We start from the raw sequence: 25,831 nt of genomic DNA, 5'->3' as shown, positions 1-25,831 counted from the left end.
GGATAGAAAAATATGGAAAATATATTGAATGCCAAGAGAAAAGAAGCAACAGTATTTACAAAAAATTTCAATCAGAATATTCGGAAAAATTTCAATCAGGAATATATTGCAGAAGAGGATAAGGATGTTGAAGAATTTCGGTCACATTTTATTTTACGACTGGAAGATAATATTTTCGATAAAAACGGAAATGTTATCTGGAATATCCAGGCGCAGAGTTACATTCAGGAAGATTATCCAGATTCCGTGAATTCTTACCTTTGGCGCAACGCAAAAGAAGGAATGATTCCGGGGGTTGCAGAATTGATAAAAGGAAAAGTTTATATCACGACAGGAATCTCGGTTGCGCCCATAGGATACATTAAAAGTACCAATGGATGGATTATCCAAGATACAGGCTCTTCGGTTGAGGATGCGGAAGTTTCCCTCGAACTCTTGGAAAAGGCAACAGGTGAAAAGGTTCGTGGGCATATAAAAGCAATTATTATCAGTCATACACACCATGATCATTTTGGAGGAACAGAAACCTTCTTAAAATATGAAAAGGAGCCGGAAAAGATACCAATATATGCACCCATTGGCTATGAAAAGTCCATGACGAATGACAATTTGAGTACCGGAATTGCAATGGCAAGAAGAGTACAGTATCAGGCAGGAGTATTTCTTCCACGAGATGATAAAGGGTATGTTTCCATGGGATTAAGTAATACTCCATATATTCCAGGAAGAATTTCTTCTGTTTTTCCAAATGAGTTGATAGAACAGGATAAAACACTTGAACTGGATGGAATAGAGGTGGATTTTATCCTTACACCTGATACAGAAACAGAAGCACATATGGTAACTTATTTTAGAAATTATCATACGCTATATCTTGCAGATGATGCTGTGGGGACAATTCACAACACCTATACTATGCGAGGGGCACAGGTTCGTGATGCCAATTATTGGGGAGAAGTACTCTATAAGTTGTATCTCGATTATGGCGAAGAGGTGGAAGTGATATTTGCGGGGCATGGTATTCCTCTTTGGAAAACAGAGGAAAGACCGGAAAAATTAAAGCGGTTTTTATTAGATAATGCAGCGGCATATAAGTTCACAAGTGACCAGGCATTGTTATTGGCAAATAAAGGATATACTTTAAACGAGATTGGAAATGCTATTGAGATACCGGAATCAATTAGTAGAACCTGGTATACAAGAGCACATTATGGAAACTATACATTCAATGCAAGAGGTGCATATCAGAGGTATCTTGGGTTTTATGATGGAAATCCAGTGCATTTGTTACCACTTCCGGAAAAAGAATTAGCAGAGAAGTTTATAGAATATGTAGGTTCTTTTGAAAAAGTTCTTGAATATGCAAAAAGGGACTATGAAAGTGGGGAATATCAGTGGGTTGCAACAGTAACAAACCATCTTGTATTTGCCAATCCACAGAATCTTGAGGCACGCTATCTTTGTGCAGATGCTTTGGAACAACTTGGATATCAGGCGGAAAGTGCCTTGTGGAGAAATGCATATCTTTCTGCAGCTATTGAACTTAGAAATCCGGGAATTAATAAAAAACGTAAATTTAATGCAATGGCTAATAAAGATTATATTGCATATGTTTCAAGCGGTCTGTTGTTAGATCATCTCGGTATTAATTTTGATGGTTATCGTGCAGAAACAGAAGCCGTAGCAGATGCCAATATAGCACCGGCGGAGTACTTGAATGGAAACTTGCAGTTTGCGTTGCAGATTTATGAGGACAATAGTTTTGAACATAAATTGGAGACTCATATTGTAAATATTTATAAAGGAACCATTTTTCATTGGAAAGAAGAGGAGAATTCAAGTATCGATGAGGGGAAAAATCCTGTAGTAAAAACAACACGAGATGGTGTTTATAGACTTGCTGCAAAACAATATCAGGAAAATAAAGAATTGTTTTATTCAAAGCGATTAGATATTTTAGAGTGGATAGATAAATATGTAGTGGATTTTTCAGCGTATACAAATTTCAATCTGATAGAACCAATTTGTTTGAGTTAAATGTGTGAAAAATTTCAGGAATATAAGAAGAGTATGAAAGCAGGGAAAAACTACTGGGGGGAAAATATTCGAAGAGGAGATAATAAGAAATAAAGATGGATAAAAGCAGTTTCTTTCACTTATAAAAATTTAATAAAGGTTCTAAAAGTATTCTAAAATATCCCGGAAATAGCTTGTGCTTTCCGGGGTATTAAAAATCGAATTGGAGGAATGTCTGGAAGAACTGGAGTTTTGGGAAGAATATCATTTAGGAAAGTCAAAAGATTCCTTAAGGGTAGATGTGTTAATTATTGAAAAACGTTCAAATCTGTATATTCCAAAGCAAATCGCTGAAAAATTTCAAACTTATAACTTAATAGAATATTGTGGCTAAGATGTCTGGACAGCCAGTTGAAAGAAAAAGAATTGTATGAACGTTTAGAACAAGCATACAGTCAACATAAAGATGAGCCCAGATACAGTGCACCAATGAACGCCATTATCTGGTCGAATTATCGAAAGAAAGGAGAGTTAGGGATTATGTGTGAAGCGTTGTATGATTTATTTGCAGATGAATTAGTAGAGCATGAAGCAAAGGGCAAAGCGGAAGGTGTTGAAATAGGAATTCGGATTTTTATTGAGGATAATATGGAAGAAAAGGTGACGGAAAGTCGTATTATTGAAAAATTGCAGAAAAAGTTTTTATTATCACAGGAAAAAGCGGAGAAATATGTAGAAAAATATAAGAGACAATTTGTGAATTAGGAAATAAAATCCATAAATCTTTCCAAAACCTCTTGCAAAAATAAAAAATCCGTGCTATCATAATCAACATCAAAAAGACATTAACAAAGTAAAGCGTTGAAGGAGACTCTTGCTTTTAGAGGCCGACAGGAATGAGGTGTCACCGACTGAGAGCACCACTTGGAAGAGAAAGCGAAGGGAACACTCTGGAGCAGACTGGTTGAACTTAAGTAGGTCAGTACGGCAGTGCACGTTACGCACAAAGAGAGGGAAGATGACAGCGTCATTTTTCAATGCGGGTGGTACCGCGGATAAGTCAGATTATTCGCCCCGGAATACCAATAAGTATTCCGGGGCATTTTTGTATATAAAATACTCCGGAATGAGAAAAAGGAGTAGAAGAAGATGAGCAATATTTACAGAGACGTAACATTGAACCAAGTAAGTGAAAACGACATTGGAAAAACTATTCGAGTAGCCGGTTGGGTAGAAAATATCCGTGACCACGGTGGTGTATCTTTTATTGACTTAAGAGATATGTATGCAGTGATGCAGGTGGTTATTCGTGACGGTAAATTGTTAGAAGGTATCCGTAAGGAACAGGCACTTTCTATCGAAGGAATTATCGAAAAGAGAGACGAAGAGACTTACAATCCGAAGATTCCTACCGGAACCATTGAATTAGAGGCAAAAGAGATTCAGGTATTAGGCGAAGTATATACACAGCTTCCATTTGAAATTATGACAAGTAAGGAAGTAAGAGAAGACGTTCGTTTGAAATATCGCTATTTAGACCTTAGAAATCAGAAGGTAAAGGACAATATCATTTTCCGTTCCAAGGTAATTACTTATTTAAGACAGAAGATGACAGAAATGGGATTCTTAGAAGTACAGACTCCAATCCTTTGTGCATCCTCTCCGGAGGGCGCAAGAGACTATATTGTACCTTCCAGAAAATATAAAGGAAAATTTTATGCATTGCCACAGGCACCACAGCAGTATAAGCAGTTGTTAATGGTATCCGGATTCGATAAGTATTTCCAGATTGCTCCGTGTTTTCGTGATGAAGATGCCAGAGCAGACCGTTCTCCGGGAGAGTTTTATCAGTTAGACTTTGAAATGAGCTTTGCTACACAGGAAGATGTATTTCGCGTAGGAGAAGAAGTATTATCTGCAACTTTTGAAAAGTTTGCACCGGAAGGAAGCGTTGTAACAAAAGCACCATATCCAATTATCAGCTACAAGCAGGCAATGTTAGAGTTTGGTTCCGATAAACCGGACCTTAGAAATCCGCTTCGTATTATGGATGTAACAGATTTCTTCCAGGAATGTACCTTTAAGCCATTTATTGGAAAAACCGTAAGAGCCATCAAAGTTCATGCAGATATGTCCAAGGGATTTCATGAAAAACTGTTGAAGTTTGCTACCGGAATTGGTATGGGCGGACTTGGTTATCTGGAAGTATTAGAAGACGGAAGTTACAAAGGACCAATTGATAAATTCATTCCGGCAGAGTTAAAGGAAGAATTCCGCACCCTTACCGGATTAGAAGTAGGAGATACTATTTTCTTCATGGCAGACAAGGAAGAACGCGCAGCATATTATGCAGGTATGATTCGTAATGAATTAGGTGAGAAGTTGGATTTAATAGAGAAAAATGCATATCGTTTCTGCTATGTAAATGACTTCCCAATGTTTGAACGTGACCCGGAAACAAAGAAAATCGGATTTACACACAACCCGTTCTCAATGCCGCAGGGTGGCTTAGAAGCACTGGAGAAGGAAGACCCATTGAGCATTTTGGCTTATCAGTACGATATTGTATGTAACGGTATTGAGTTATCTTCCGGAGCAGTTCGTAACCATGATATGCAGATTATGGAAAAAGCATTTGAAATCGCAGGTTATGACAAAGAAGTGCTGAAGAATAAGTTCGGAGCATTATACAGTGCATTCCAGTTCGGAGCACCACCACATGCAGGAATGGCACCGGGGGTTGACCGTATGATTATGCTCCTTAGAAATGAAGAAAATATTCGTGAAGTCATTGCATTTCCAATGAACGGAAATGCACAGGATTTGATGTGTGGAGCACCAAATGAAGTAACAGAACAGCAGTTGCGAGAAGTACACATCAAGGTAAGAGATTAAAATCCTTAGAGGAGGAAGAAAGATGGCAAATGTAATTTCAGATGAAACCATGGAATATGTGGGCATCCTTGCTAAATTAGAGCTGTCAGAGGAAGAAAAACAGGCAGCCAAAAAAGATATGGAAAGTATGCTTGATTATATTGATAAATTAAACGAATTAGATACCTCCAAGGTAGAACCGATGTCACATGTTTTCCCGGTAAAAAATGTATTCCGGGAAGACGTAGTAGAAAATGGAGACGGTGGAGAGGCGACACTTGCCAATGCACCGGAGAAAAGAGATCGTGCATTTGTTGTACCAAAAACCGTAGACCAGTAAAGGAGGCATTATAATATGAAGCTTTTAGAGTTAACGGCTGTAGAATTAGGCAAGAAAATTAAGGCTGGCGAAGTAACCGTACAAGAAGCTACCCGTGCAGCATTAGATGCCATAAAAGCAAAAGAAGAACAAGTTCACAGCTTTGTAACCATAGATGAAGAAGGCGCAATGAACCGTGCAAAAGAGGTTCAAAAATTGATAGATGATGGAACACTTACCGGACCACTTGCAGGAGTTCCGGTAGCAATCAAAGATAATTTGTGTACCAAAGGAATGCTTACCACATGCAGTTCCAAGATTTTGTATAATTTTATTCCAACCTATACAGCAGAAGCAGTACTTAATTTGGAAAAAGCAGGGGCAGTCATTCTTGGAAAGACCAACATGGATGAATTTGCCATGGGAAGTACCACAGAGACTTCTGCTTATGGAGTGACTAAAAATCCATGGAATACAGAACATGTACCGGGAGGTTCTTCCGGAGGAAGCTGTGCAGCAGTAGCAGCAGAAGAATGTTTTTATGCATTAGGCTCTGACACCGGTGGTTCCATTCGTCAGCCAAGTTCTTTTTGTGGTGTGACAGGAATAAAACCAACCTACGGAACGGTTTCCCGTTATGGGCTGATTGCTTACGGTTCTTCCTTAGATCAGATTGGACCGGTTGCAAAGGATGTCACAGATTGTGCCACAATATTAGAGGCAATTACTTCTTATGATAAGAAGGATTCTACTTCTGTAAAAAGAGAGGACACAGACTTTACTTCTGCATTGGTAGATGATGTCAAAGGAATGAAAATCGGTATACCAAGAGATTACCTGGGAGAAGGATTAGATTCAGAGGTAAAAACAGCAATTCTTGCGGCAGCAAAGACCTTAGAAGAAAAGGGAGCCATTGTAGAAGAATTTGATTTAAGTTTGGTAGAGTATGCGATTCCTGCTTATTACGTTATTGCAGCAGCAGAAGCAAGCTCCAATTTAGCACGTTTTGACGGTGTAAAATACGGTTATCGTACCAAGGAGTACGAAGGACTTCATAATATGTACAAGAAGTCACGTTCCGAAGGATTTGGACCGGAAGTAAAACGTCGTATTATGTTAGGTTCTTTCGTATTAAGTTCCGGATATTATGATGCATATTATCTGAAGGCTTTACGCACCAAGGCATTAATAAAACAGGCATTTGATAAGGCGTTTGAAAAGTATGATGTTATTTTAGGACCGGCAGCGCCAACCACAGCACCGAAGTTAGGAGAATCATTAAGTGATCCGTTAAAGATGTATTTAGGAGACGTGTATACCGTTTCTGTAAATCTGGCAGGACTTCCGGGAATCAGCTTGCCATGCGGATTGGATTCTAAGGGATTACCAATCGGACTTCAGTTGATTGGTGACTGTTTTAAAGAAAAAAATATTATTCGTGCGGCATATGCTTATGAGCAGACCAGAACATATCAGCATAGTCCGATAGCACAGGATTAGAAAGGAGAGAAGATTATGAGTAAACAGTATGAAACCGTCATCGGATTAGAAGTCCATGTAGAATTAGCAACTAAGACAAAAATCTTCTGCTCCTGTTCTACCGCATTTGGAAGTGCTCCAAATACGCATACCTGTCCGGTGTGTACCGGTATGCCGGGATCTCTTCCGGTATTAAATAAGCAGGTAGTAGAATATGCGATGGCAGTAGGAGTTGCAACGAACTGTCAGATTAACCAATACAGCAAGTTTGACCGAAAAAATTATTTTTATCCGGACAATCCTCAGAACTATCAGATATCTCAATTGTATCTGCCAATCTGCCATGATGGTGGCATTGAAATTGAAATGGAAAACGGAAAAAAGACCATAGGTATTCACGAAATTCATATGGAAGAGGACGCAGGAAAATTAGTACATGACGATTGGGAAGAAGTGTCTTTGGTAGACTATAATCGTTCCGGTGTACCGTTAATCGAAATTGTATCCGAACCGGATATGCGTTCCGCAGAAGAAGTAATTGCATACCTGGATAAGTTACGCATGATTATTCAGTATCTTGGAGCTTCCGACTGTAAGATGCAGGAAGGTTCGATGAGAGCAGATGTGAACCTGTCGGTACGAGAAGTAGGAGCAAAAGAATTTGGTACGCGTACCGAAATGAAAAATATCGGTTCCTTTAAAGCAATTGCAAGGGCAATCGAAGCTGAAACAGCACGTCAGATTGATTTGATTGAGTCAGGAGAAAAAGTAGTTCAGGAAACAAGACGTTGGAATGACGAACAGGGATACTCCTATGCAATGCGTTCTAAAGAAGATGCACAGGATTACCGTTATTTCCCAGAACCGGATTTAGTACCGATTGTGATTAGTGACGAGTGGTTACAACAGGTAAAGGACAATCAACCGGAGTTGCGAGATGAAAAATTAAAACGATATCAGGAAGAGTTTGGTTTGCCGGAATATGATGCACAGATTCTTACATCCGTAAAGAAATTAGCAGATGTATTTGAAGCAACAACAGAACTTTGCAAGAAACCGAAAAAAGTATCCAACTGGTTGATGGGAGAAACCATGCGATTATTAAAAGAGCATGATATGGACCCGGAAGATATCAAGTTCTCACCAATTAACTTAGCAAAGGTTATCGAATTAACAGAAGCGGGAACGATTAATAGTTCCGTAGCAAAAGAGGTATTTGAAAAGGTATTTACTGAGGATATCGATCCGGATAAATATGTAGAAGAAAAAGGATTAAAAACGGTGAATGACGAAGGAGCACTTCGCGAAACAATCGAAAAAATCATTCAGGACAACCCTCAATCCGTAGAAGATTATCGTAACGGTAAGGAAAAGGCAATCGGCTTTTTAGTAGGTCAGACCATGAAAGCCATGAAAGGAAAAGCAAATCCCGGAATGGTAAATAAAATATTAAAAGAATTATTATAGAACTTTATATAGAAGTAGCGGGTACCAATCTGTGTCTTATCTTTGGTATCCGCTATTTTTGCTAAGCAATTATCTTATTTTTCACAAATCCAAACTGTTTTGCAGCTTGTCCAATATAATTCAATGTAAAATACAAAATAACGCAGTCAATTGGAAGCATAATTACATTCTTTAAAAGTCTTGCCGGGAGAAGAACCAGAAATGCATTTCCATATAACATGGATAACCAGTAGGTTCCAAGAACGCAGTTTATGAAAAGTTTTACCAAAAATTCGGCAATAAGGATGCGTTTCCAACTTACAGGTTTACGATACAGAATACTTCCATAAATGATACCGGAAAGCATAGCGTTTAAAGTAAATCCAAAGAAGAATGGTCCGGTTGGCTTTAGAAAATATTTTAAAACATCTAATGCACCGCCAAAGAGACAACCTACCACAGGGCCAAAGAGAAAGTCTACCATGCGGTTGGGAAGACCGGAAAATCCGATTCGTATGTATTGCCCAATAGGGATGGTTGCTACGGTACCAAGTACGATACCAAGTGCAGCCATAAGACCACAGAATACAATGTTTCTGGTAACGGAAAGCTCCTGTAAAGATGCTTTGTAGAGTTGTAATATCTTTTTCATAAATAAAAAACCTCCTTCATAGCAGTTTTCCAATAACTACATAAAGGAGACACAGACAGCCTATATGCAGCAGCGGGATGCGAACTTTGTACCGCAGGCATTCGCCTTTCGTCCGGGTGACAACTCCCTGTTCACTCAGCACTTAACGCACAAGATTCTACTCTGCTAATTAAAAATAATAATATTTTGGAACAAAACTGTTATATCACAAAACATAACAATTGTAAAACACAAAATTCCGGGTGCTGGTTATAACTTATAACTATAGCGCGTGTAAGTGTCATCGCCGGGCTGGTAAGAATAAGAAAAAATGATAAATATTATCAACTAATTTATTTCATTTTAAACATATTTGTAGTATATTTAACGGGTTAGTAAAAGCTAACTATTGACAGTACAGAAAAAATATGATTAAATAAACATGTGAACAATTATTCATATGAAAAAGAGTTATGAAGGAAGGAATAAGTATGTTTTTGGAAATTAATGATTTGAAAAAAAGTTACGGAAATGATTCCAACCGAGTAGAGGTTCTAAAGGGAATCAGTTTTTCCATTGAACGTGGAGAAATTTGTGTATTGTTAGGACCATCCGGTTCCGGAAAGTCCACACTGCTTAATGTAATTGGAGGAATCGATGCAGCAGATAGTGGATATGTTGCTATTAATGGGGAGAGAACAGTGGATATGAAGGAAAAAGTACTGACCAGATACCGTAGAAAACATCTCGGATATGTATTTCAGATGTACAACCTCATTCCTAATTTAAGTGTAAAAGAAAATATAGAAGTGGGCGCATATTTAAGTGATAAGCCATTGGATATTGATGATTTATTGAAAACCTTAGGATTATATGAGCACAGACATAAATTACCAAACCAGTTGTCAGGTGGACAGCAGCAAAGAACAGCAATTGGTCGTGCAATTGTGAAAAATCCAGATATTCTTCTTTGCGACGAACCAACAGGAGCCTTAGACTACAATACTTCCAAAGAGATTTTAAAATTAATTGAAGAAGTAAACCAGAAGTACGGAAACACGGTTATCATGGTAACACATAACGATGCTATTAAGAATATGGCAGACCGGGTAATTAAGCTGCGTGATGGACAGATTCGCAAGGATTATCGAAATGAATCTAAGATTCCTGCAAGTGAATTGGATTGGTAAAGGCGGTGGTAAGATGAAAAATCCATTAAATAAAAGACTGCCTCGAGAATTCAAAGGAGAATTTGCAAAATATTTATCAATTTTTCTGTTTATGACAGCAACCATTGGTTTTGTTTCCGGTTTTCTGGTGGCAGGAAGCAGCATGATTCAGGCGTATGATGAGAGCTTTGAAAAGTACAATATTGAAAATGGACACTTTGTCTTGGATGAAAAGGCAGATGAAGATACGCTTACTGAGTTAGAAAAAGAAGATGTGACGATTTATCCGCAGTTTTATATAGAAGAAGATACGGATGTAAACGGAAACGTAAAAACGGACAGTACCCTTCGTATTTTTGAAAACCGTACCGATGTGAATAAGGTATGTGTTATGAAGGGAAAAATGCCAAAGAATGAAAAGGAAATTGCCATAGACCGTATGTATGCGGATAACAACAATCTGAAAACAGGAGACACCATTGAAGTCGATGGAAAAAAGTTAAAGATTAGCGGATTGGTAGCTCTTTCCGATTATAGTGCGTTGTTTTCAGATACCAGCGATTTGATGTTTGATTCCGTAAAATTCGGCGTAGCTGTTATGACAGACGAAGGATTTGACAGTTTTGAAGACAGCAGAATCTATTACAGTTATGCATGGAAATACGATAAAGAGCCAAAAAATGAAATCAAAGAAAAAGAAACTTCCGATGATTTTATGAAAGTATTAGCACAACATGCAACCATTGAAAAATATGTGCCACGTTACATCAATCAGGCAATTAATTTTACCGGGGATGACATGGGTGGCGATAAAGCAATGATGATAGTATTATTGTATATCTTAATCGTGATACTGGCATTTGTATTTGCAGTAACCATTAATCACACCATTGCAAAAGAAGCAACGGTAATCGGAACCTTGCGTGCATCAGGATATACCAGAGGAGAAATGGTAAGACATTATCTGGCAATTCCTATGTTGGTAACGCTATTGGCGGCAATAATAGGAAATATTTTAGGCTATACCATCTTTAAAAATATGGTAGCAGATATGTATTACGGAAGTTATAGCCTTCCAACCTATAAAACCATATGGAATGGTGAGGCATTTGTTTTAACCACAGTGGTACCAATGATTATTATGTTACTTACGAATTTATTCTCCTTGGTACATCGTTTGAAACTATCTCCACTTCGATTTATACGAAGAGATTTAAGCAGTCAGAAGAAGAAAAAAGCAGTACGACTTCCAAAGGTGAAGTTTTTTACCAGATTCCGATTGCGAATTATCATACAGAACCGCTCCAGTTACATAACCTTATTTGTGGGAATGTTATTTGCCAATATTTTACTTTTGTTCGGTATGATGATGTCGCCACTCTTATCCCATTATCAGGATGAAGTGGTAAATAATATGATAGCAGATTATCAGTATGTTTTAAAAGCACCGGTAGAAGTTGACGATAAGGAAGCAGAAAAATACTGTGTAGTGTCTTTGAAAACCGTAAACGGAGACAAAGAAGGAGAAGAAATCAGCGTATACGGAGTACAAAAGGACAGTGAATATGTAAAGTGGAACTTACCGTCAGACGGGATTTGTATTTCCGATGGTTATGCAGAAAAATATCAATTGAAAAAAGGAGACACAATTGTACTTCGTGAGTCATACGGCAACAAAATGTATGGGTTCCAGATTAAGAAGATTGTAGAATATCCATCATCCTTAGCAGTATTTATGCCGGAAAAACAGTTTTGTGAAACTTTTGACAAAGAAGAGGGATATTTTAACGGCTATTTCTCCAATACGAAATTAGGAGAGCTAAAGAAGGAATATGTAGCATCTTGTATTACAGAGGATGATTTAACCAAGATATCCAGACAGTTGGACGTTTCCATGGGAAATATGTTCTATCTGGTAAATGTCTTTTCAGTAGCCTTGTCAGCACTGTTAATTTATTTGCTGACAAAATTGATTTTAGAGAAAAATACCAATTCCATTTCTATGGTAAAAATTCTTGGATATGAAAATGGAGAAATTGCCCGACTGTATTTGATGGCAACTACCTGGGTGGTAATTTTATCATTGATTCTGGGTATGTGGATTTCTACGGTAGTAATCGGTGGAATTTATCGAGTTATGATGAGTGATTACAGCGGCTGGCTGACCATGTATATTGATCCAAAGGTGTATGTGGAAATGTTTATCATGAGCATGGTAGCATACTTGGTAGTAGCATTATTGCAGTTTAGAAAGATTCGAAAGATTCCAATGGATGAAGCTTTAAAAAATGTAGAATAAAAACCGTTAGGTGTATTAGGAGGATGAGCATTTGCTTATCCTCCTTTTCTGTGTTATTTTATAGAGGTGCTATTTTTAGATAAAAGGAAATTACCATGAAAAAGAAAATTACATTTATAATATTAGTACTATGGATGATTGTGATATTTTGTTTTTCCGCCCAAAACGGAACCAGGTCTTCCGGAATCAGCCGTTTTATAGGATATGGGATTGCAGAAAAGCAGAACCAGTTACAGCAGCAGGAAAAAAGCAAAGAGAAAATAGAGGAACAAGTAGAGGGTATGCAATTTCTCATACGAAAATCGGGACATATGGGAGAATATGCATTACTGGCAATTTTAGTATTGGCACATATGAGCTGCTATGCGAATAAACCCAAAAGGTATTATTTGTGGGGATGGAGCGTTTGTATTTTGTATGCAATAACAGATGAAATTCATCAGCTATTTGTGCCGGGAAGAAGTGGCAGAATTTTTGACGTAGGTGTGGATGCGGTAGGAAGTTTGGTGGGAATTGCTGCTTTTACAATTTTCTTACAACTTTTTGCATATTTCCGTAAAAAGAATTGATATAATTTACGCGAGTAGCGAGGAAAACCGAGTGCTTGCATGAAGGGTTGAAGAGCACCGTGATAACTTGAAAAACATGGGTTTACGCGAGCAGGGAGGAAAAGGTGAGTAAAGATGATACAGATATTAATAGTAGAAGACGATCCAAATATAGCAAAATTAATAGAAGCTACGGTTGCCATAGGCGGTTATCAGGGAACTGTATGTGATAATGGAAAAGAAGCATTTGCAAAAATGGAAAATCAAAAATATGATTTAGTGTTATTAGATGTGATGTTGCCGGATATGAGTGGATTTGAAATAATGAAAAATCGAACCAATACGGAAACACCTGTTATTTTTATTACGGCAAAGCAGGAATTAACGGATAAAGTCCGAGGACTTCGTTTAGGGGCAGAGGACTATATTGTAAAACCATTTGAAGCAATGGAACTTTTAGCAAGAATCGAAGTAATCCTGCGGCGAGTGAAAAAGTCGGAAAATACATATCGTTATGGAGAAATATCCGTAAATGTAGAAGAACATACCTGTAAATGGAATGGACAGGAGGTATATTTAACACCGAAGGAATTTGAAGTATTGATATTTTTTATGCAGCATAAGGATGTGGCAATTTCCAGAGAGCGTCTATTGACAGCGGTGTGGGGATATGAATACGAAGGAGAGACAAGAACCATAGATATTCATATTCAGCAGCTTCGGAAAAAATTGAATCTAAAGGACAAATTAGTGACGATTCCAAAACTTGGATATCGTCTGGAAAGTATAAAGGAGTAGGGAATGAAGCTTTGGCAAAAGATTTTTCTCTATACATTAATACTGGTGATGCTTGCAGTAGGTGTGACCAGTATTTTGTTATTGGAAAACAGTTATTCATTAGCAATGAACCAGAAGAAACAAAGTGTATACAGTGAACATGAATTCTTTTGTTCCGGTTTTAAAAGCATGGTTATCACAGAGCGTTTGAAACAGAATGCGGTAGTACTTGAAGATACCCAGGTAGAAAAGTTAATGAAAGAAGTGATGGATGAAGAAACAACTGACAGTACAATTTTCCTGGATGAGAATCAAAAGCAGATATGTGCCAATAAAAAAGAAGAAATACCAAAGGAATTATTGGCATTGGTAAAAAAAGAAAAAGATACTTGTATGCAGGCAAGTGGAAAAAAGATTTATACAGTATCTTTAGAGCGAATCGAGGGAGTGGAGTATTATCTGGTTACCGTGCAGGATATTTCAGATGTAATGGAGATTCATCAGGATATGTTGCAACGAATCCAAATAATTAGTATGGGATGTGCAGTAGGAATTTCTGTAATTCTTCTCATCGTGGTAAAGTTATTATTACTTCCATTACAGAAGATGAATGCGGGAACTAAGGCAATTGCGCAGGGAGACTATGAAAAGCGAATACCGGAAAAAGGAAGTGGTGAACTTTCGGAGCTTGCTCATAATATGAATACTATGGCGGCTGCGGTGGAGAAAAATGTAAAAGCATTGGAAGACGTAGCGGAAAATCGCAAACAATTTATAGATAATCTCGCCCACGAAATGAAAACACCCCTTACTTCTATTCTGGGATTTGCAGACCTGTTACAGATCAAAAAGGATATATCAGAAGAAGGAAGAATCGAATATGCAGGAATTATTAAAGAAGAGGCTGCAAGAATGCGTACGTTGTCTGGAAAACTCATGGAGTTGATTACCGTAGGAGAAGCAAATATCGAGTGGCAGTCAGAAGATATGAAGGCATTATTTGAAGAAATCGGAGCATCTCTTAAAGTAGTGGCACAGAAACAAAGAATGCAGTTCGTATGTGAAGCAGAGTCCGGACAGTTGGTGGTTGATAAGGAATTATTCAAGTCTTTGATTTATAATTTGGTGGATAATGCCATAAAAGCTTCCAATGAAGGTGGAAAAATTCAGGTATCCGGGTATTTTATAAAAGAGGAATTTGTGATTACGGTAGAAGATAATGGAATCGGAATCCCAAAAGAAGAATTAAAAAAGATTACACAGGCATTTTACATGGTAGATAAAGCACGAAGCAGGAAAAAAGGAGGGGCAGGATTAGGACTTGCCCTATGTGCGGAAATTGTAGAAATACATCGGGGAAGTATGCGATTTGAAAGTGAAGTAAATCAAGGAACCCGTGTTATTATCCGAATGAGAGGGGGAAAAGAAAATGAAGAATAGAAAAGTGGGTTCAATGATACGAACCTTTTTCTGTGCAGGACTGATTCTTGGAGTGGGGTATCTGGGAGTTGTAAAAGGTGGAAAAATGGTACTTGGAAATGAGGAGAAGCCCCAAAAGGCAAATTTTGAAGATACCAGTTCCAACGTATTTTTCGGAAAAATAGAAGAAGACATACAGCTATTTCCATGGAATTATTACGGGAAAAATGAAGTACATGAAGCGTTAGAAGAAACATATTTAACGGAAACATTAGCGTTAATGCAGGAAAAAGTGTATAGTATGGAAGCGGTACATTGTGGCGTTTCCAGAGAAACCATAGATGCAGCATATGAAAAGAAGGGCAGTAACATCGTAGAGAATGTGCGAGCTTTTGATACAGATTATGGAGAAATATTTTTTTATCAGGATACTTTAGAAGTGCGTGGAGAGGAATATCAGGTAAAAGCCGCATTTTCCGATTATGCTATTTATAACTTTACCTGTATGAAAAATGTGGGAGCGGATGTAAGACAGACAGAAGAGTGGAAAAGGGGTAAAGAAAAACTGAAAAAGATGTTGGATAACTATCAGTATGAAATTGGGATTGTGACGTTTAATGTAGAAGAGTTGGAATGTTTGAATAACGATGAGTTATATGTGATAGAGAATCCAAAGAATGCAAACAAGAATGTGGAAAGTTCTTTTGCAGAATCCTATGCCATGCAGATGGAAAACTTGCAGCAAATGCTTAATCTCAACGAAAATGGGGAGGTAGGAGTAGAAAATAATATAGGAGTAGTAAATGAGGCATGGGCAGTAGATAGCGATGATAGTGGTAGTATGTATGATGATATTGAAAACTATTCTTATCAGATAATTGAATTAAATGATGTGATTTTATTATTGGTACAGGGAGATTATATGTGCCAGGGAATATATTATGATCCGATAGAGCAAACGGTTTGCGGATATAACATGTTTATGCAATAAACAAAATATAAATAGAATCTAAAATTTTTCGAAAGCCTTTGAAAAATCAGTTGTACAAAAATACTCCTTGAATTATAATAAAAATAAGATTCTGTTAGAGGAATCGTAGGAAAAGAGGAGAACACAATGAACGATAACGAAAAATTTGACGATACACAGTTACAGGACGAAAATGATACAAGAGAAGATGTAACTGATAGTAATAGTAGTGATAATCAGGAAAATAACGATAACAACGAATATGAAGATGTTTGTTATATTTGCCGCAGACCGGAGAGCAAAGCCGGTAAGATGATAAAGATTCCAAATAATATTTGCATTTGTGCAGATTGTATGCAAAAGACTTTTGACAGTATGAATCACTCCGGATTCCCAATGGGTGATTTTAGCAATATGACAGGAATGCCAAATATCAGTCTGGTAAACTTATCTGACATTCAGAATATGAATTCCGTACCAAAGAGTCAGAGACTGAAGAAAAAGAAACCGAAGGAAGAAAAGAAAACAGCACCGGTATTAGATATCAAGTCTATTCCGGCACCACATAAGATAAAAGCAAGTCTGGATGAATATGTGGTAGGTCAGGAAAAGGCAAAAAAGGTAATGGCTGTTGCAGTATATAATCATTATAAAAGAATATCCTGCGATAATCTGGATGGAGTTGAGATTGAAAAGTCCAATATGTTAATGATCGGACCGACCGGAAGTGGTAAAACTTATATGGTTAAGACTCTGGCAAAACTTTTGGATGTACCTTTGGCTATTGCAGATGCTACATCTTTAACTGAGGCGGGATATATCGGTGATGATATTGAAAGCGTTGTATCGAAACTTCTTGCAGCAGCGGATAATGATGTAGAACGCGCAGAACACGGGATTATTTTTATTGACGAAATTGATAAGATTGCGAAAAAGAAAAACACCAATCAGCGTGATGTAAGCGGTGAAAGTGTACAGCAGGGAATGTTGAAACTTTTAGAAGGAGCGGAAATCGAAGTTCCGGTAGGAGCAAACAGTAAAAATGCTATGGTACCGATGGTGACTGTGAATACCAAGGATATTTTATTTATTTGCGGCGGAGCATTCCCGGATTTGGAAGAAATCATCAAAGAACGTTTGAATAAGCATTCATCTATGGGATTTCAGGCAGATTTAAAAGATAAGTATGACAAGGAAGAGAATTTACTCCATGAGGTTGCAGTAGAGGACATCCGAAAGTATGGTATGATTCCGGAGTTCTTAGGGCGTTTGCCGGTTATCTTTGCATTAGATGCACTGACAGAAGATATGTTGGTAAAAATCTTAGAAGAACCGAAAAACGCAATTATTAAACAGTACAAGAAGTTATTGGCAATGGATGAAGTGAAGTTGGAGTTTGAGCCGGAAGCACTTCGTGCTATCGCGAGAAAAGCAAAGAAAAAGGATGTAGGAGCCAGAGCATTGCGTGCCATTATCGAAGATTTTATGCTGGATATTATGTATGAGATTCCAAAGGATGACAATATTGGGGTTGTCACCATCACAGAGGACTACATAGAAAATAAAGGTGGCCCGGTGATTACAATGCGTGGATGCATGGAATTAGAAGACAAAGCAGCACCAAAAGAGGAATCCGTCATATCCTAGTAAAAAAGAAGGATTCCATACATGGACTGTGAAGATATGGTTTATTCCAATGATTACTTTGATTTTATAGCAGAAAAGTTTAGTGGAACAGCAGGAAATATATATGAGTATTGCACACAAAAGATTAATAATGTGTATACAATTGTGTATGCAGCACGAGAGGGATTGTTGCCGTTAAGTATTGCCAATTATACTTATTCATCCATTCCAAAGTGTTTTACATTAATGGATAAGAGTGCATTAGAGGCGAGTGGGATATTGCGTATGCAAAATTATCCCACTTTGTCATTAAAAGGACAAGGAATATTAATTGGTTTTGTAGATACTGGAATTGATTACCAAAATCCGGTATTTTTAAATGCAGACGGCAGTAGTAGAATTGCCGCTATCTGGGATCAGACAGAGCGAAGCGGAACTCCACCGGAGGGCTTTATTTACGGAAGTGAGTATCAAAATACAGTTATCAATGCGGCTTTAGAGAGCCAGAAACCGGAAAATATTGTACCATCAAAAGATTCAGACGGACATGGAACATTTTTGGCAAGCGTAGCAGCGGGAAGTGAATTGCCGGAACAGGATTTTATAGGGGCAGCTCCGTATGCTCAAATTGCAATGGTAAAGCTAAAGGAAGCAAAACCATATTTGAGAGAATTTTATTTTATTCCGGAAAATGCAACAGCATATCAGGAAAATGACATTATGGCGGGGGTTGCATATTTAAATCAACTTGCAGAAAAAATGAATGTGCCATTGGTGTTATGTACCTCAGTAGGCTCTAATTCGGGAAGTCATGGGACAGGAAGCAATCCGTTACTGTCGGTATTAGAGTCAATCGCATTAAGAAGACCCAGAGGTGTGGTAGTTGCTGCCGGAAATGAAGGAAATCAGAGACATCATTTTGCAGGACAGATACCGGAACAGGAAGAGTATCAGGATGTGGAAATCAGTGTAGGAACCGGAGTAGACGGATTTATTCTGGAAATGTGGGCAAGTGCGCCACAGCTTTTTGCAGTGGAAATCATATCTCCCACCGGAGAGCGAATACCAAGGGAATTTATCCTGTCCGGTGGGAAGGAATATACCTTCTTATTTGAAAATACCACAGTGTCCATAGATTATCGAATTGCAAGAATATCCGCAGGTGATCAGCTTATTTTTATACGGTTTATCAATCCGGTACAGGGCATTTGGAATATTCGTGTGTACCGTCAGGCAGTGTATGCAGAAAGTTATCATATGTGGCTACCGATACGAGAACTAATGACAGGTGAAGTGTATTTCCTACGTTCTAATCCGGATACCACCATTACCACACCGGGAAATGGTTATACCGTTATGACAGTTACTGCATATGATGCAAGTGATAATAGCATTTTTATCGATGCCAGCAGGGGATTTACCGTTACCGGCATGATTAAGCCGGATTTTGCAGCACCGGGAGTAAATGTATATGGAGCAGGACTGCGTAATCAATTTGTAACCCAAAGCGGAACCAGTGTGGCGGCAGCAGTCACCAGTGGAGCAGTGGCATTGCTGTTAGAGTGGGCGGTAGTCAGAGGAAATAATACATTGATTAATAATTTAGATATGAAGAACATATTGATTCGTGGAGCACAGCGTGACCCGGGCAGAACCTATCCAAACCGAGAGTGGGGATATGGAAAACTGGATTTGTACCAGGCATTTGAAAACATTCGAGTAAAATAGCCGGAGGATAAGGAGAAAACAAAATGGTATATGGTGTGATAGTGGCGATATTATTTGCAGGAGATTTTTTCCTCAAGAGACAAGTGGAAGAAAAGATAGAGAAGGATCAGCAGCATGAAGTATGTGGTGGGAAAATTGTAATACAAAAATACTATAATAATGGTGCTGCCTTAAATTTTATGGAAAAAAGACCAAAAGTATTAAGAAGCTTTTGTGGTGGAATTGTACTGATTGTGGGAATAATCTGGTACTTATTTTTGCGGGAAAAAAGAAATCCCGGAGTTCTCTTAGGATTAAGTTTGATGTTGGGGGGCGGAGCCAGTAATCTGTATGACCGAATCATAAAAGGGCATGTAGTGGATTATTTTAGTTTTCGTACTCCGTGGAACTGGTTTAACAAAATCGTGTTTAATATATCCGATATGTTCATATTTGCAGGAAGTATCTTAGTTGTATTATTTGGAAAAGGAAAATGATAGATAATAGGAAATTGCGTTCTATTGCACAAAAAAAGAGGATGTGTTTACATCCTCTTTTCTCTAATCACCTGCGTTTCATCAATATCTTAATCTTAATAAAAAATCGAAATTTCTATATTAGAGACAAAGGTACATTGCGAAAACCTGATTAAATTAGCGAACTACGGTTACGTTTACAGCCTGAGGTCCTTTAGAACCTTCGGTTACTTCGAAATCAACAGTAGCGCCTTCTTCTAAGGATTTGAAACCATCCATATTTAATCCGGAATAGTGAACAAATACGTCGTTTCCAGCTTCATCAGAGATGAAACCATATCCCTTTTGGTTGTTGAACCATTTTACTGTACCCTGCATGTCAAGTACCTCCAAAAAAATAATATATGCTGCCCTGCAACATAGCCTTAGAATAGCACATTACAGTGTAAAAGTAAAGGAAAATTGTAAGAAAGTTTGTAAAATTTTTATAAAATTATGTCAAAGTTTCAAATAAGATTTTGTGATTCTTGAAAAAGCGGATTACCATATCATCCCAGGCTTGATCCAAGGACTTATCCATGGAAAAATTACGGTAGGAAATGCCTGTGGTGCAGATGATTTCCCCAGCCTGGTATTTCAAGTTCAGATACATGCCGGAAATGTCTTCCGTAGCAAAAGAACTGTGTAAAGAGGCAAGAGTTTTTTCCTGATTTACCTTTGAAAGTAAAAAAACAAATTTAAAGGAAACAGGAGTACGTTTACCCTTAATAAAATCTAAACAACATGGACGCAACAAGGCAAAGGGAGCATAAGATTCTTCTGCAATCATCTCATATCCTTCGTCCTCAGGACTGAAGAAGTCAGCGTAAGAATGTCCATCTAAAATCATAGTAGCAAATGTAGTAATGGAGGCTTCAGAAAGTAAAAAATGATCAAAAGTCTCTGAAAGCAAAAGCAGATGCATAAATTCTTTTATATTATCTATTTTCAGTGCAATCATAGAATGCCTCCTTCTAAACATGTTATAAATGTGATTATACCATAACTGCATTTTAAAAATCTACGCCAATATAATGAAAGATTTCTTTGCGTAATAAGTAAAAATAAGTAAAAAAATAGAAAAATATGTAAAGTTTTCAGAAAATACTTGACAATACGAAAATAAATGTGTACATTTACAGTATGAATAGCATATGTAGAGGATGTGGAGAGATGAATCAGATTTGCAGCAAGCAGAACTATAATATTTACAAAGCTTCCGGAGGTTTTATTATTCATAATACAGCCAAAGAGTTTAAGGACGGACACACCCATCTTAACAGTTTTAAATCGGCAAAATATTTAGTGGATTTAGCCATTCATAAGAGTATCCCATATCATTTGGATCGCTATCGTTTGATTAGCCTGACAAGGATTACAGAGGATGAAGAGTATAAGCGGAAAATCATGGAGTTGCTACAAAACAAAAGGCCAAAGTCAAATTACATAAACTGTGGCAGAAAAGTAGGATAAAAGAGAAAGTGGAGTATTACCTTAATATATTCAAATTAGAAAGGAAGTTTGACAACCAGAAGTGTCAGACTTCTTTTTATGCAATAGGAAATTACTCCATATTACATAAAAAACGTTTTGCTAAGAAAGTTCACCTTGCAGAAATGAAATGAGTCATACTAGAAAAAAAGAACTATTTATAGTATAGTAAGAAAAGAAAAAGAAACGGATGTAAAGCAGGAGGATATTATGGCTGAAAAATTATTACAATTATTAAAGGCAGGAACCAGTGCCATTATGGTGGTAAAAGAGGCAGAGCAGCAGTTGAAAGAGGCTGGTTTTGAAGAATTGCGTTTTTCCAATACATGGGGACTTACTGAGGGTGGAAAATACTATATGAAACATCACGATACAACCTTGTTGGCTTTTACCGTAGGTCAGCAGGTGGAATCTCAAGAAGGATTTAAAATCGCAGCAGCACATACGGATTTTCCATGTCTTAGAATTAAACCAAATCCGGATGTAGTGACCAGCGGATATGCACAGGTAAATGTAGAAGTGTATGGTGGAGCTATTTTAAATACATGGTTAGACAGACCATTAAGTATATCCGGTCGTATTGCAGTAAAAAGCAATGATGTGATGCATCCGGATATGCAATATATAGATATAAAACGCCCATTGATGACAATTCCGAATCTTGCAATTCATATGAATCGTGAGGTGAATAAGGGAGTAGAATTGAATCGACAGACAGATATGCTTCCCGTTGTAGGGCTTTTGGAAAAAGAGTTAAATGAAAAACAGGCATTTTTAAAGTTTTTGGCAAAAGAAGAGGGCGTAGCAGTAGAAGATATCTTAGATTATGAATTGTGGGTATATTGTATGCAAGAGCCGGTAACCTTTGGCATGAATGAGGAATTGATATTATCCCCACGTTTAGATAATCTTACTTCGGTACAGGCATTATTAACAGGAATTATCGAAGGAAAGCAGAAGAAGGGAATCAATGTAATTGCATTGTTTGACCATGAGGAAATCGGCAGCAAGACAAAGCAGGGAGCAGGTTCCTTATTATTATTAAATGTATTGGAAAAGATATGTGATAGTTTTGGAAAAACAACGGCACAGACCAAGGAAAGCATTTACGAATCCTTTTTGTTGTCAGTAGACGTAGCTCATGGTTTGCATCCAAATAATGCAGGAAAAATGGATATTACAAACAAACCGGTGCTAGGTGGAGGACTTTGCATAAAAGAGGCTTGTTCTCAGTCCTATGCTACGGATTGTGAAGCAGTTGCAGTGGTGGAACAGATATGCCAGAGGGCAGGTGTTGCATATCAAAAATTTGTAAATCGTTCCGACATGGCAGGCGGAGGAACATTAGGTTCCATTGCATCCAGTATTATACCGATTCCTACGGTCGATGTTGGAATTCCGCTTTTAGCAATGCATTCAGCAGCAGAAACCATGGGAAAGAAAGATATGGAATCATTAACCGGATTGGTGCGAGAATTTTTCAGCCTTTAATATAGGAAGGGAGATATAAGTGAAGGGAACGAAAAACAGGCATTTATGGCTGCCTTTGGTACTGGGAGTACTTGCAAGTCAGGTGGTAGCTTGTACTGCTGTAAAGAAGGAACAGGTAGAGCCGCAGCAGTACCAGACCAATGCAGCCGAGGAAACGGTAGAAGTATCCAAAATCTCAGATGGAAATTATGCGTATGAGAATTTGAAGCAGGAAGAGCAGCAAGTATATGATGAGATGCTGACTGCTATTTTAAGTCATCAGGAAAAAATAATGTTATCCAGTATGGATACAGAAGTGATGCGCAAGGCGTATACGGCAGTATGCGCAGATTATGGTGGACTTTTTTGGATTGACGGTTATGTGTTTACTAAGTACATGCAGGGAGATGAGATGGTAGGCTTAGAGTTTACTCCCAATTACACCATGACAGAGGAAGAACGAGAGCAAACGCAGCAACAGATTGACCAGGTAGTAGAGCAATGGTTAGGAAATATCTCTGTCAACGATAGCGATTATGAAAAAGTAAAATATATTTATGAATTACTTAGTACTAATACAGAGTATGTGGAGGGAGCACAAAACAGTCAAAATATTATAAGTGTATTTTTGAATGGACAGACGGTATGTCAGGGGTATGCCTGTGCAGCGCAGTATTTGATGAAGCAACTTGGAATTCAAAGTGTGATTGTGTCAGGAACGGCATTAGGTGATGCACATGCATGGAATCTTTTTCAGATGAATGGAGCATATTATTACATGGATGTGACCTGGGGAAGAGGAAAGTATGTAGAAGATACAGTGGAAAAATACTTCATAGATTATAAATATATGGCAATGACTACCGAAGAAATGTTGCGTAGCCATTTGCCGGATGGTGAGTTGAATCTGCCGGAATGTACCGCAGTAGCAGATAATTATTACCGAAAAGAAGGCGCATATATTGAAGAATGGAATCCTGAGGTGATTGGTGCTTACTTTGCAAAGGCGTATGAGGAAAAACAAATAGTTACAATACGGTTTGCAAACCGGCAATTATATGATGAAGCAATAAAGTATTTTCTGGAAGATGGAAATGTGTCAGAGTATTGTCCGGATGTGCAGGAAATTAATTATATAACGGAGGATGACTGGTTAGAGATAAGTTTTTACTTTTCAGAAGAATAAAGAGTCCGGCAACGGACTCTTTCGTGCCTGAGCGTTGTCATCTATGATGAATTTCATCTCCGTAAGGTGGGTCTCCTTAGCGGAGAGTTTTTTATATTATAGGAAAATTATACACTTTTGCATTTTAGCGTGACACAATATTTCCTATGATATAAAAAAAGTCTTTTCAAACCTAAATATTTATGTTAGGATAAAGTAGTATTTAAAACTACATAAAGAAATTGCTATATTTTAGAATGTTATTTTGGATATCAAATAGAATGAGAAAGAATACTATATAAAACAGAAATATTCAGGAGGAATACAATGAGCTATAAGATTGTGGTAGACAGTTGTGGTGAACTGCCGGAAAAGTTAAAGGAAGATGGACATTTTCAGACGGTATCCTTAGAACTTTTTGTAGATGATTATCATGTAACTGATGATGAACACTTCAATCAGAAGGAATTTTTAAGAAAGGTAAAGGAAAGTCCGAATTGTCCAAAGTCTGCATGCCCTTCTCCGGAGGCATTTCAGGAGGCGTATGACTGTGAGGCAGATCATGTATATGCAGTAACATTGTCTGCACAGCTTAGTGGTTCCTATAATAGTGCAGAGTTGGGTAAGAATCTGTATCTGGAAGAAAAAGGCGAGAAAAAGATTCATGTGTTTGATTCAAAATCTGCGTCAATAGGAGAAACATTGATTGCCATGAAGATTCAGGAATACGAAGAAGCAGGTTGTAGTTTTGAAGAAGTAGTGGCAAAGGTAGATGCATATATTGCGGAGCAGAATACTTATTTTGTACTGGAGACATTAGAAACACTTCGGAAAAATGGAAGATTAAGCAACATTAAGGCATTTGTGGCAAGTGCTTTGAATATCAAACCGGTTATGGGTTCTACATCGGAAGGCAGTATCTGTCAGCTTAGTCAGGCAAGAGGAATGGGAAAGGCATTGGATAAGATGATTACAACGTTGTTATCCAGAGTGAAAAATCCGGAACAAAAGATACTGGCGATTTCCCATTGTAATTGTCCGGAACGGGCACAAACGATACTGGAAAAAGTAAAAAGCCTTGGAAAGTTTAAGGATGTATTTGTCATTGATACTGCCGGAATCAGTAGTATGTATGCCAATGACGGTGGAGTGATTATGGCAGTATAGTAAGAAAAGTATAGGAAACAGGAGTATATCACAAAGAAAAGAAAGTGATATGCTCCTGTTTGTATGTAGCACTTTGGCATAGAAAATTCAATTTTCCGGTATATAGACAGCTTTTTCTAAGGCAGAGCGAATGGCATTTAGCAATACCGTAGAAGTATATTGTGTGTCTTCGCCGTAAGAAATATCATCCAAAGACTGCGTTTCATAAATCTGTTGTGTCAGGTTATCTAAAGCGGGCTGCATTAGCGGGTACATTGCAGCAGTTGTTTCATCCAGATTTATGAGTGAGATGGAATTAATATGATTGGCATCCACAGCCACTTCCACATCAATTGCATTGTCATTTAATTGTATGGAGGAGGTATATACCCCCGCTACATACTGCATGGTTTCTTCCGATTGCCCATTGTTTTTGCTATCTGGTAAAAACATGAAAATCAGCAGTAGAATCAGTAAAATTCCCAGTACAGCAAAAATGGCTGTATAAATCAGCTCCTTCATATGCAGAACAACAATTTTGGTTTTTGAACTCACAGGAGTCCTCCTAAGAATCTGTTTGATTTACTATATGAAAAAAGAGATGGAAATATACTATTGACAAGGTGGATTTTTTATAGTAATATGCTAGATGTGTCTCAAAGATGCAATATGCGATAGTGGCGTAGTTGGTAACGCGCGACCTTGCCAAGGTCGAGACCGCGGGTTCGAGCCCCGTCTATCGCTCTAATAGATAAGTGCTGAAA

General features: G+C 37.8%; 24 protein-coding genes, 1 tRNA gene and 1 riboswitch. Of the genes, 21 read left to right on the top strand and 4 right to left on the bottom strand.

All coding sequences use genetic code 11. The annotated features are described in order from the left end of the window. Positions 1-12 precede the first annotated feature (12 nt). From KQI83_RS09635 to gatB, 7 genes are all read left to right on the top strand, one after another. Entirely contained in the window at positions 13-2,037 is a 2,025-nt protein-coding gene (locus KQI83_RS09635; RefSeq protein ID WP_216557101.1) for an alkyl sulfatase dimerization domain-containing protein, read from the top strand. Between the two features lie 175 nt (positions 2,038-2,212). Then, a complete protein-coding gene (locus tag KQI83_RS09630; RefSeq protein WP_216557098.1) occupies positions 2,213-2,410 on the top strand; it encodes a hypothetical protein in 198 nt (65 codons plus the stop codon). 17 nt (positions 2,411-2,427) lie between these two features. Further along, positions 2,428-2,781, top strand: a complete 354-nt coding sequence (locus KQI83_RS09625) for a hypothetical protein (RefSeq protein WP_216557095.1) — start codon at positions 2,428-2,430, stop codon at positions 2,779-2,781. A gap of 384 nt (positions 2,782-3,165) precedes the next feature. Further along, a complete protein-coding gene (aspS, locus tag KQI83_RS09620; protein WP_216557092.1) occupies positions 3,166-4,911 on the top strand; it encodes an aspartate--tRNA ligase in 1,746 nt (581 codons plus the stop codon). Between the two features lie 22 nt (positions 4,912-4,933). Next, on the top strand, positions 4,934-5,230 hold the full coding sequence (gatC, locus tag KQI83_RS09615) for an Asp-tRNA(Asn)/Glu-tRNA(Gln) amidotransferase subunit GatC (protein ID WP_216557090.1): 297 nt from the start codon (positions 4,934-4,936) through the stop codon (positions 5,228-5,230). Positions 5,231-5,245: 15 nt separating this feature from the next. Next, complete coding sequence (gatA, locus tag KQI83_RS09610) at positions 5,246-6,709, top strand: Asp-tRNA(Asn)/Glu-tRNA(Gln) amidotransferase subunit GatA (protein WP_216557087.1); 1,464 nt, start codon at positions 5,246-5,248, stop codon at positions 6,707-6,709. 15 nt (positions 6,710-6,724) lie between these two features. Beyond that, positions 6,725-8,155 carry an Asp-tRNA(Asn)/Glu-tRNA(Gln) amidotransferase subunit GatB gene (gene gatB, locus KQI83_RS09605; protein WP_216557085.1) on the top strand — a complete coding sequence of 477 codons (1,431 nt, stop codon included), beginning with the start codon at positions 6,725-6,727 and terminating at the stop codon, positions 8,153-8,155. A 61-nt stretch (positions 8,156-8,216) separates the two neighbouring features. Here gatB and KQI83_RS09600 read toward each other — a convergent pair whose 3' ends face one another. Further along, positions 8,217-8,786 (bottom strand): folate family ECF transporter S component, encoded by a 570-nt coding sequence (locus KQI83_RS09600; RefSeq protein WP_216557082.1) that lies wholly within the window; start codon positions 8,784-8,786, stop codon positions 8,217-8,219. A 68-nt stretch (positions 8,787-8,854) separates the two neighbouring features. Further along, a riboswitch (THF riboswitch) is annotated at positions 8,855-8,953 on the bottom strand. A 303-nt stretch (positions 8,954-9,256) separates the two neighbouring features. Here KQI83_RS09600 and KQI83_RS09595 point away from each other — a divergent pair. From KQI83_RS09595 to KQI83_RS09555, 9 genes are all read left to right on the top strand, one after another. Next, positions 9,257-9,955, top strand: coding sequence for an ABC transporter ATP-binding protein (locus tag KQI83_RS09595; RefSeq protein ID WP_216557078.1), 699 nt, complete (start codon positions 9,257-9,259; stop codon positions 9,953-9,955). Between the two features lie 13 nt (positions 9,956-9,968). Continuing rightward, complete coding sequence (locus tag KQI83_RS09590) at positions 9,969-12,233, top strand: ABC transporter permease (protein ID WP_216557075.1); 2,265 nt, start codon at positions 9,969-9,971, stop codon at positions 12,231-12,233. 95 nt (positions 12,234-12,328) lie between these two features. Further along, the gene (locus tag KQI83_RS09585) at positions 12,329-12,802 is read left to right on the top strand and encodes a VanZ family protein (RefSeq protein WP_216557073.1); all 474 of its coding nucleotides are present in this window, start codon (positions 12,329-12,331) and stop codon (positions 12,800-12,802) included. 114 nt (positions 12,803-12,916) lie between these two features. Further along, a complete protein-coding gene (locus KQI83_RS09580) occupies positions 12,917-13,579 on the top strand; it encodes a response regulator transcription factor (RefSeq protein WP_216557071.1) in 663 nt (220 codons plus the stop codon). 3 nt (positions 13,580-13,582) lie between these two features. Continuing rightward, positions 13,583-14,998, top strand: coding sequence for a HAMP domain-containing sensor histidine kinase (locus KQI83_RS09575; protein WP_216557068.1), 1,416 nt, complete (start codon positions 13,583-13,585; stop codon positions 14,996-14,998). After that, positions 14,988-15,968, top strand: coding sequence for a hypothetical protein (locus KQI83_RS09570; protein WP_216557064.1), 981 nt, complete (start codon positions 14,988-14,990; stop codon positions 15,966-15,968). The genes KQI83_RS09575 and KQI83_RS09570 overlap by 11 nt, the downstream gene beginning before the upstream one ends. Positions 15,969-16,094: 126 nt before the next feature. After that, on the top strand, positions 16,095-17,594 hold the full coding sequence (gene clpX / locus KQI83_RS09565) for an ATP-dependent Clp protease ATP-binding subunit ClpX (protein WP_216557061.1): 1,500 nt from the start codon (positions 16,095-16,097) through the stop codon (positions 17,592-17,594). A gap of 21 nt (positions 17,595-17,615) precedes the next feature. Beyond that, positions 17,616-19,301, top strand: a complete 1,686-nt coding sequence (locus tag KQI83_RS09560) for a S8 family peptidase (RefSeq protein WP_216557058.1) — start codon at positions 17,616-17,618, stop codon at positions 19,299-19,301. A gap of 23 nt (positions 19,302-19,324) precedes the next feature. After that, positions 19,325-19,777, top strand: a complete 453-nt coding sequence (locus KQI83_RS09555; protein ID WP_216557055.1) for a signal peptidase II — start codon at positions 19,325-19,327, stop codon at positions 19,775-19,777. A gap of 156 nt (positions 19,778-19,933) precedes the next feature. On the opposite strand, the gene KQI83_RS09550 is transcribed toward KQI83_RS09555, so the two are convergent. Next, positions 19,934-20,134 carry a cold-shock protein gene (locus tag KQI83_RS09550; RefSeq protein ID WP_216557052.1) on the bottom strand — a complete coding sequence of 67 codons (201 nt, stop codon included), beginning with the start codon at positions 20,132-20,134 and terminating at the stop codon, positions 19,934-19,936. A gap of 115 nt (positions 20,135-20,249) precedes the next feature. Continuing rightward, entirely contained in the window at positions 20,250-20,756 is a 507-nt protein-coding gene (locus KQI83_RS09545; RefSeq protein WP_216557050.1) for a DUF5721 family protein, read from the bottom strand. A 212-nt stretch (positions 20,757-20,968) separates the two neighbouring features. Here KQI83_RS09545 and KQI83_RS09540 point away from each other — a divergent pair, with 212 nt between their 5' ends. From KQI83_RS09540 to KQI83_RS09525, 4 genes are all read left to right on the top strand, one after another. Next, a complete protein-coding gene (locus tag KQI83_RS09540; protein WP_216557048.1) occupies positions 20,969-21,268 on the top strand; it encodes a hypothetical protein in 300 nt (99 codons plus the stop codon). A gap of 228 nt (positions 21,269-21,496) precedes the next feature. Then, positions 21,497-22,777: a M18 family aminopeptidase gene (locus KQI83_RS09535; RefSeq protein ID WP_216557046.1), complete on the top strand. Its 1,281-nt coding sequence runs from the start codon at positions 21,497-21,499 to the stop codon at positions 22,775-22,777. Positions 22,778-22,796: 19 nt separating this feature from the next. Continuing rightward, positions 22,797-23,942 carry a transglutaminase domain-containing protein gene (locus KQI83_RS17095; protein WP_216557043.1) on the top strand — a complete coding sequence of 382 codons (1,146 nt, stop codon included), beginning with the start codon at positions 22,797-22,799 and terminating at the stop codon, positions 23,940-23,942. 306 nt (positions 23,943-24,248) lie between these two features. Further along, entirely contained in the window at positions 24,249-25,088 is an 840-nt protein-coding gene (locus KQI83_RS09525; RefSeq protein ID WP_216557040.1) for a DegV family protein, read from the top strand. Positions 25,089-25,175: 87 nt separating this feature from the next. Here the strand turns inward: KQI83_RS09525 and KQI83_RS09520 are convergent, their stop codons facing one another. After that, positions 25,176-25,622, bottom strand: coding sequence for an FMN-binding protein (locus KQI83_RS09520; protein WP_216557037.1), 447 nt, complete (start codon positions 25,620-25,622; stop codon positions 25,176-25,178). A 116-nt stretch (positions 25,623-25,738) separates the two neighbouring features. Here KQI83_RS09520 and KQI83_RS09515 point away from each other — a divergent pair. Then, positions 25,739-25,811, top strand: a tRNA-Gly gene (locus tag KQI83_RS09515). Positions 25,812-25,831 lie beyond the last annotated feature (20 nt).

The sequence above is a fragment of the Roseburia sp. MSJ-14 genome (assembly GCF_018918225.1).
GTDB lineage: Bacteria > Bacillota > Clostridia > Lachnospirales > Lachnospiraceae > Petralouisia.
The sequence above is the reverse complement of the archived record's forward strand: the minus strand, read 5'-3'. Positions and strand labels throughout refer to the sequence as shown.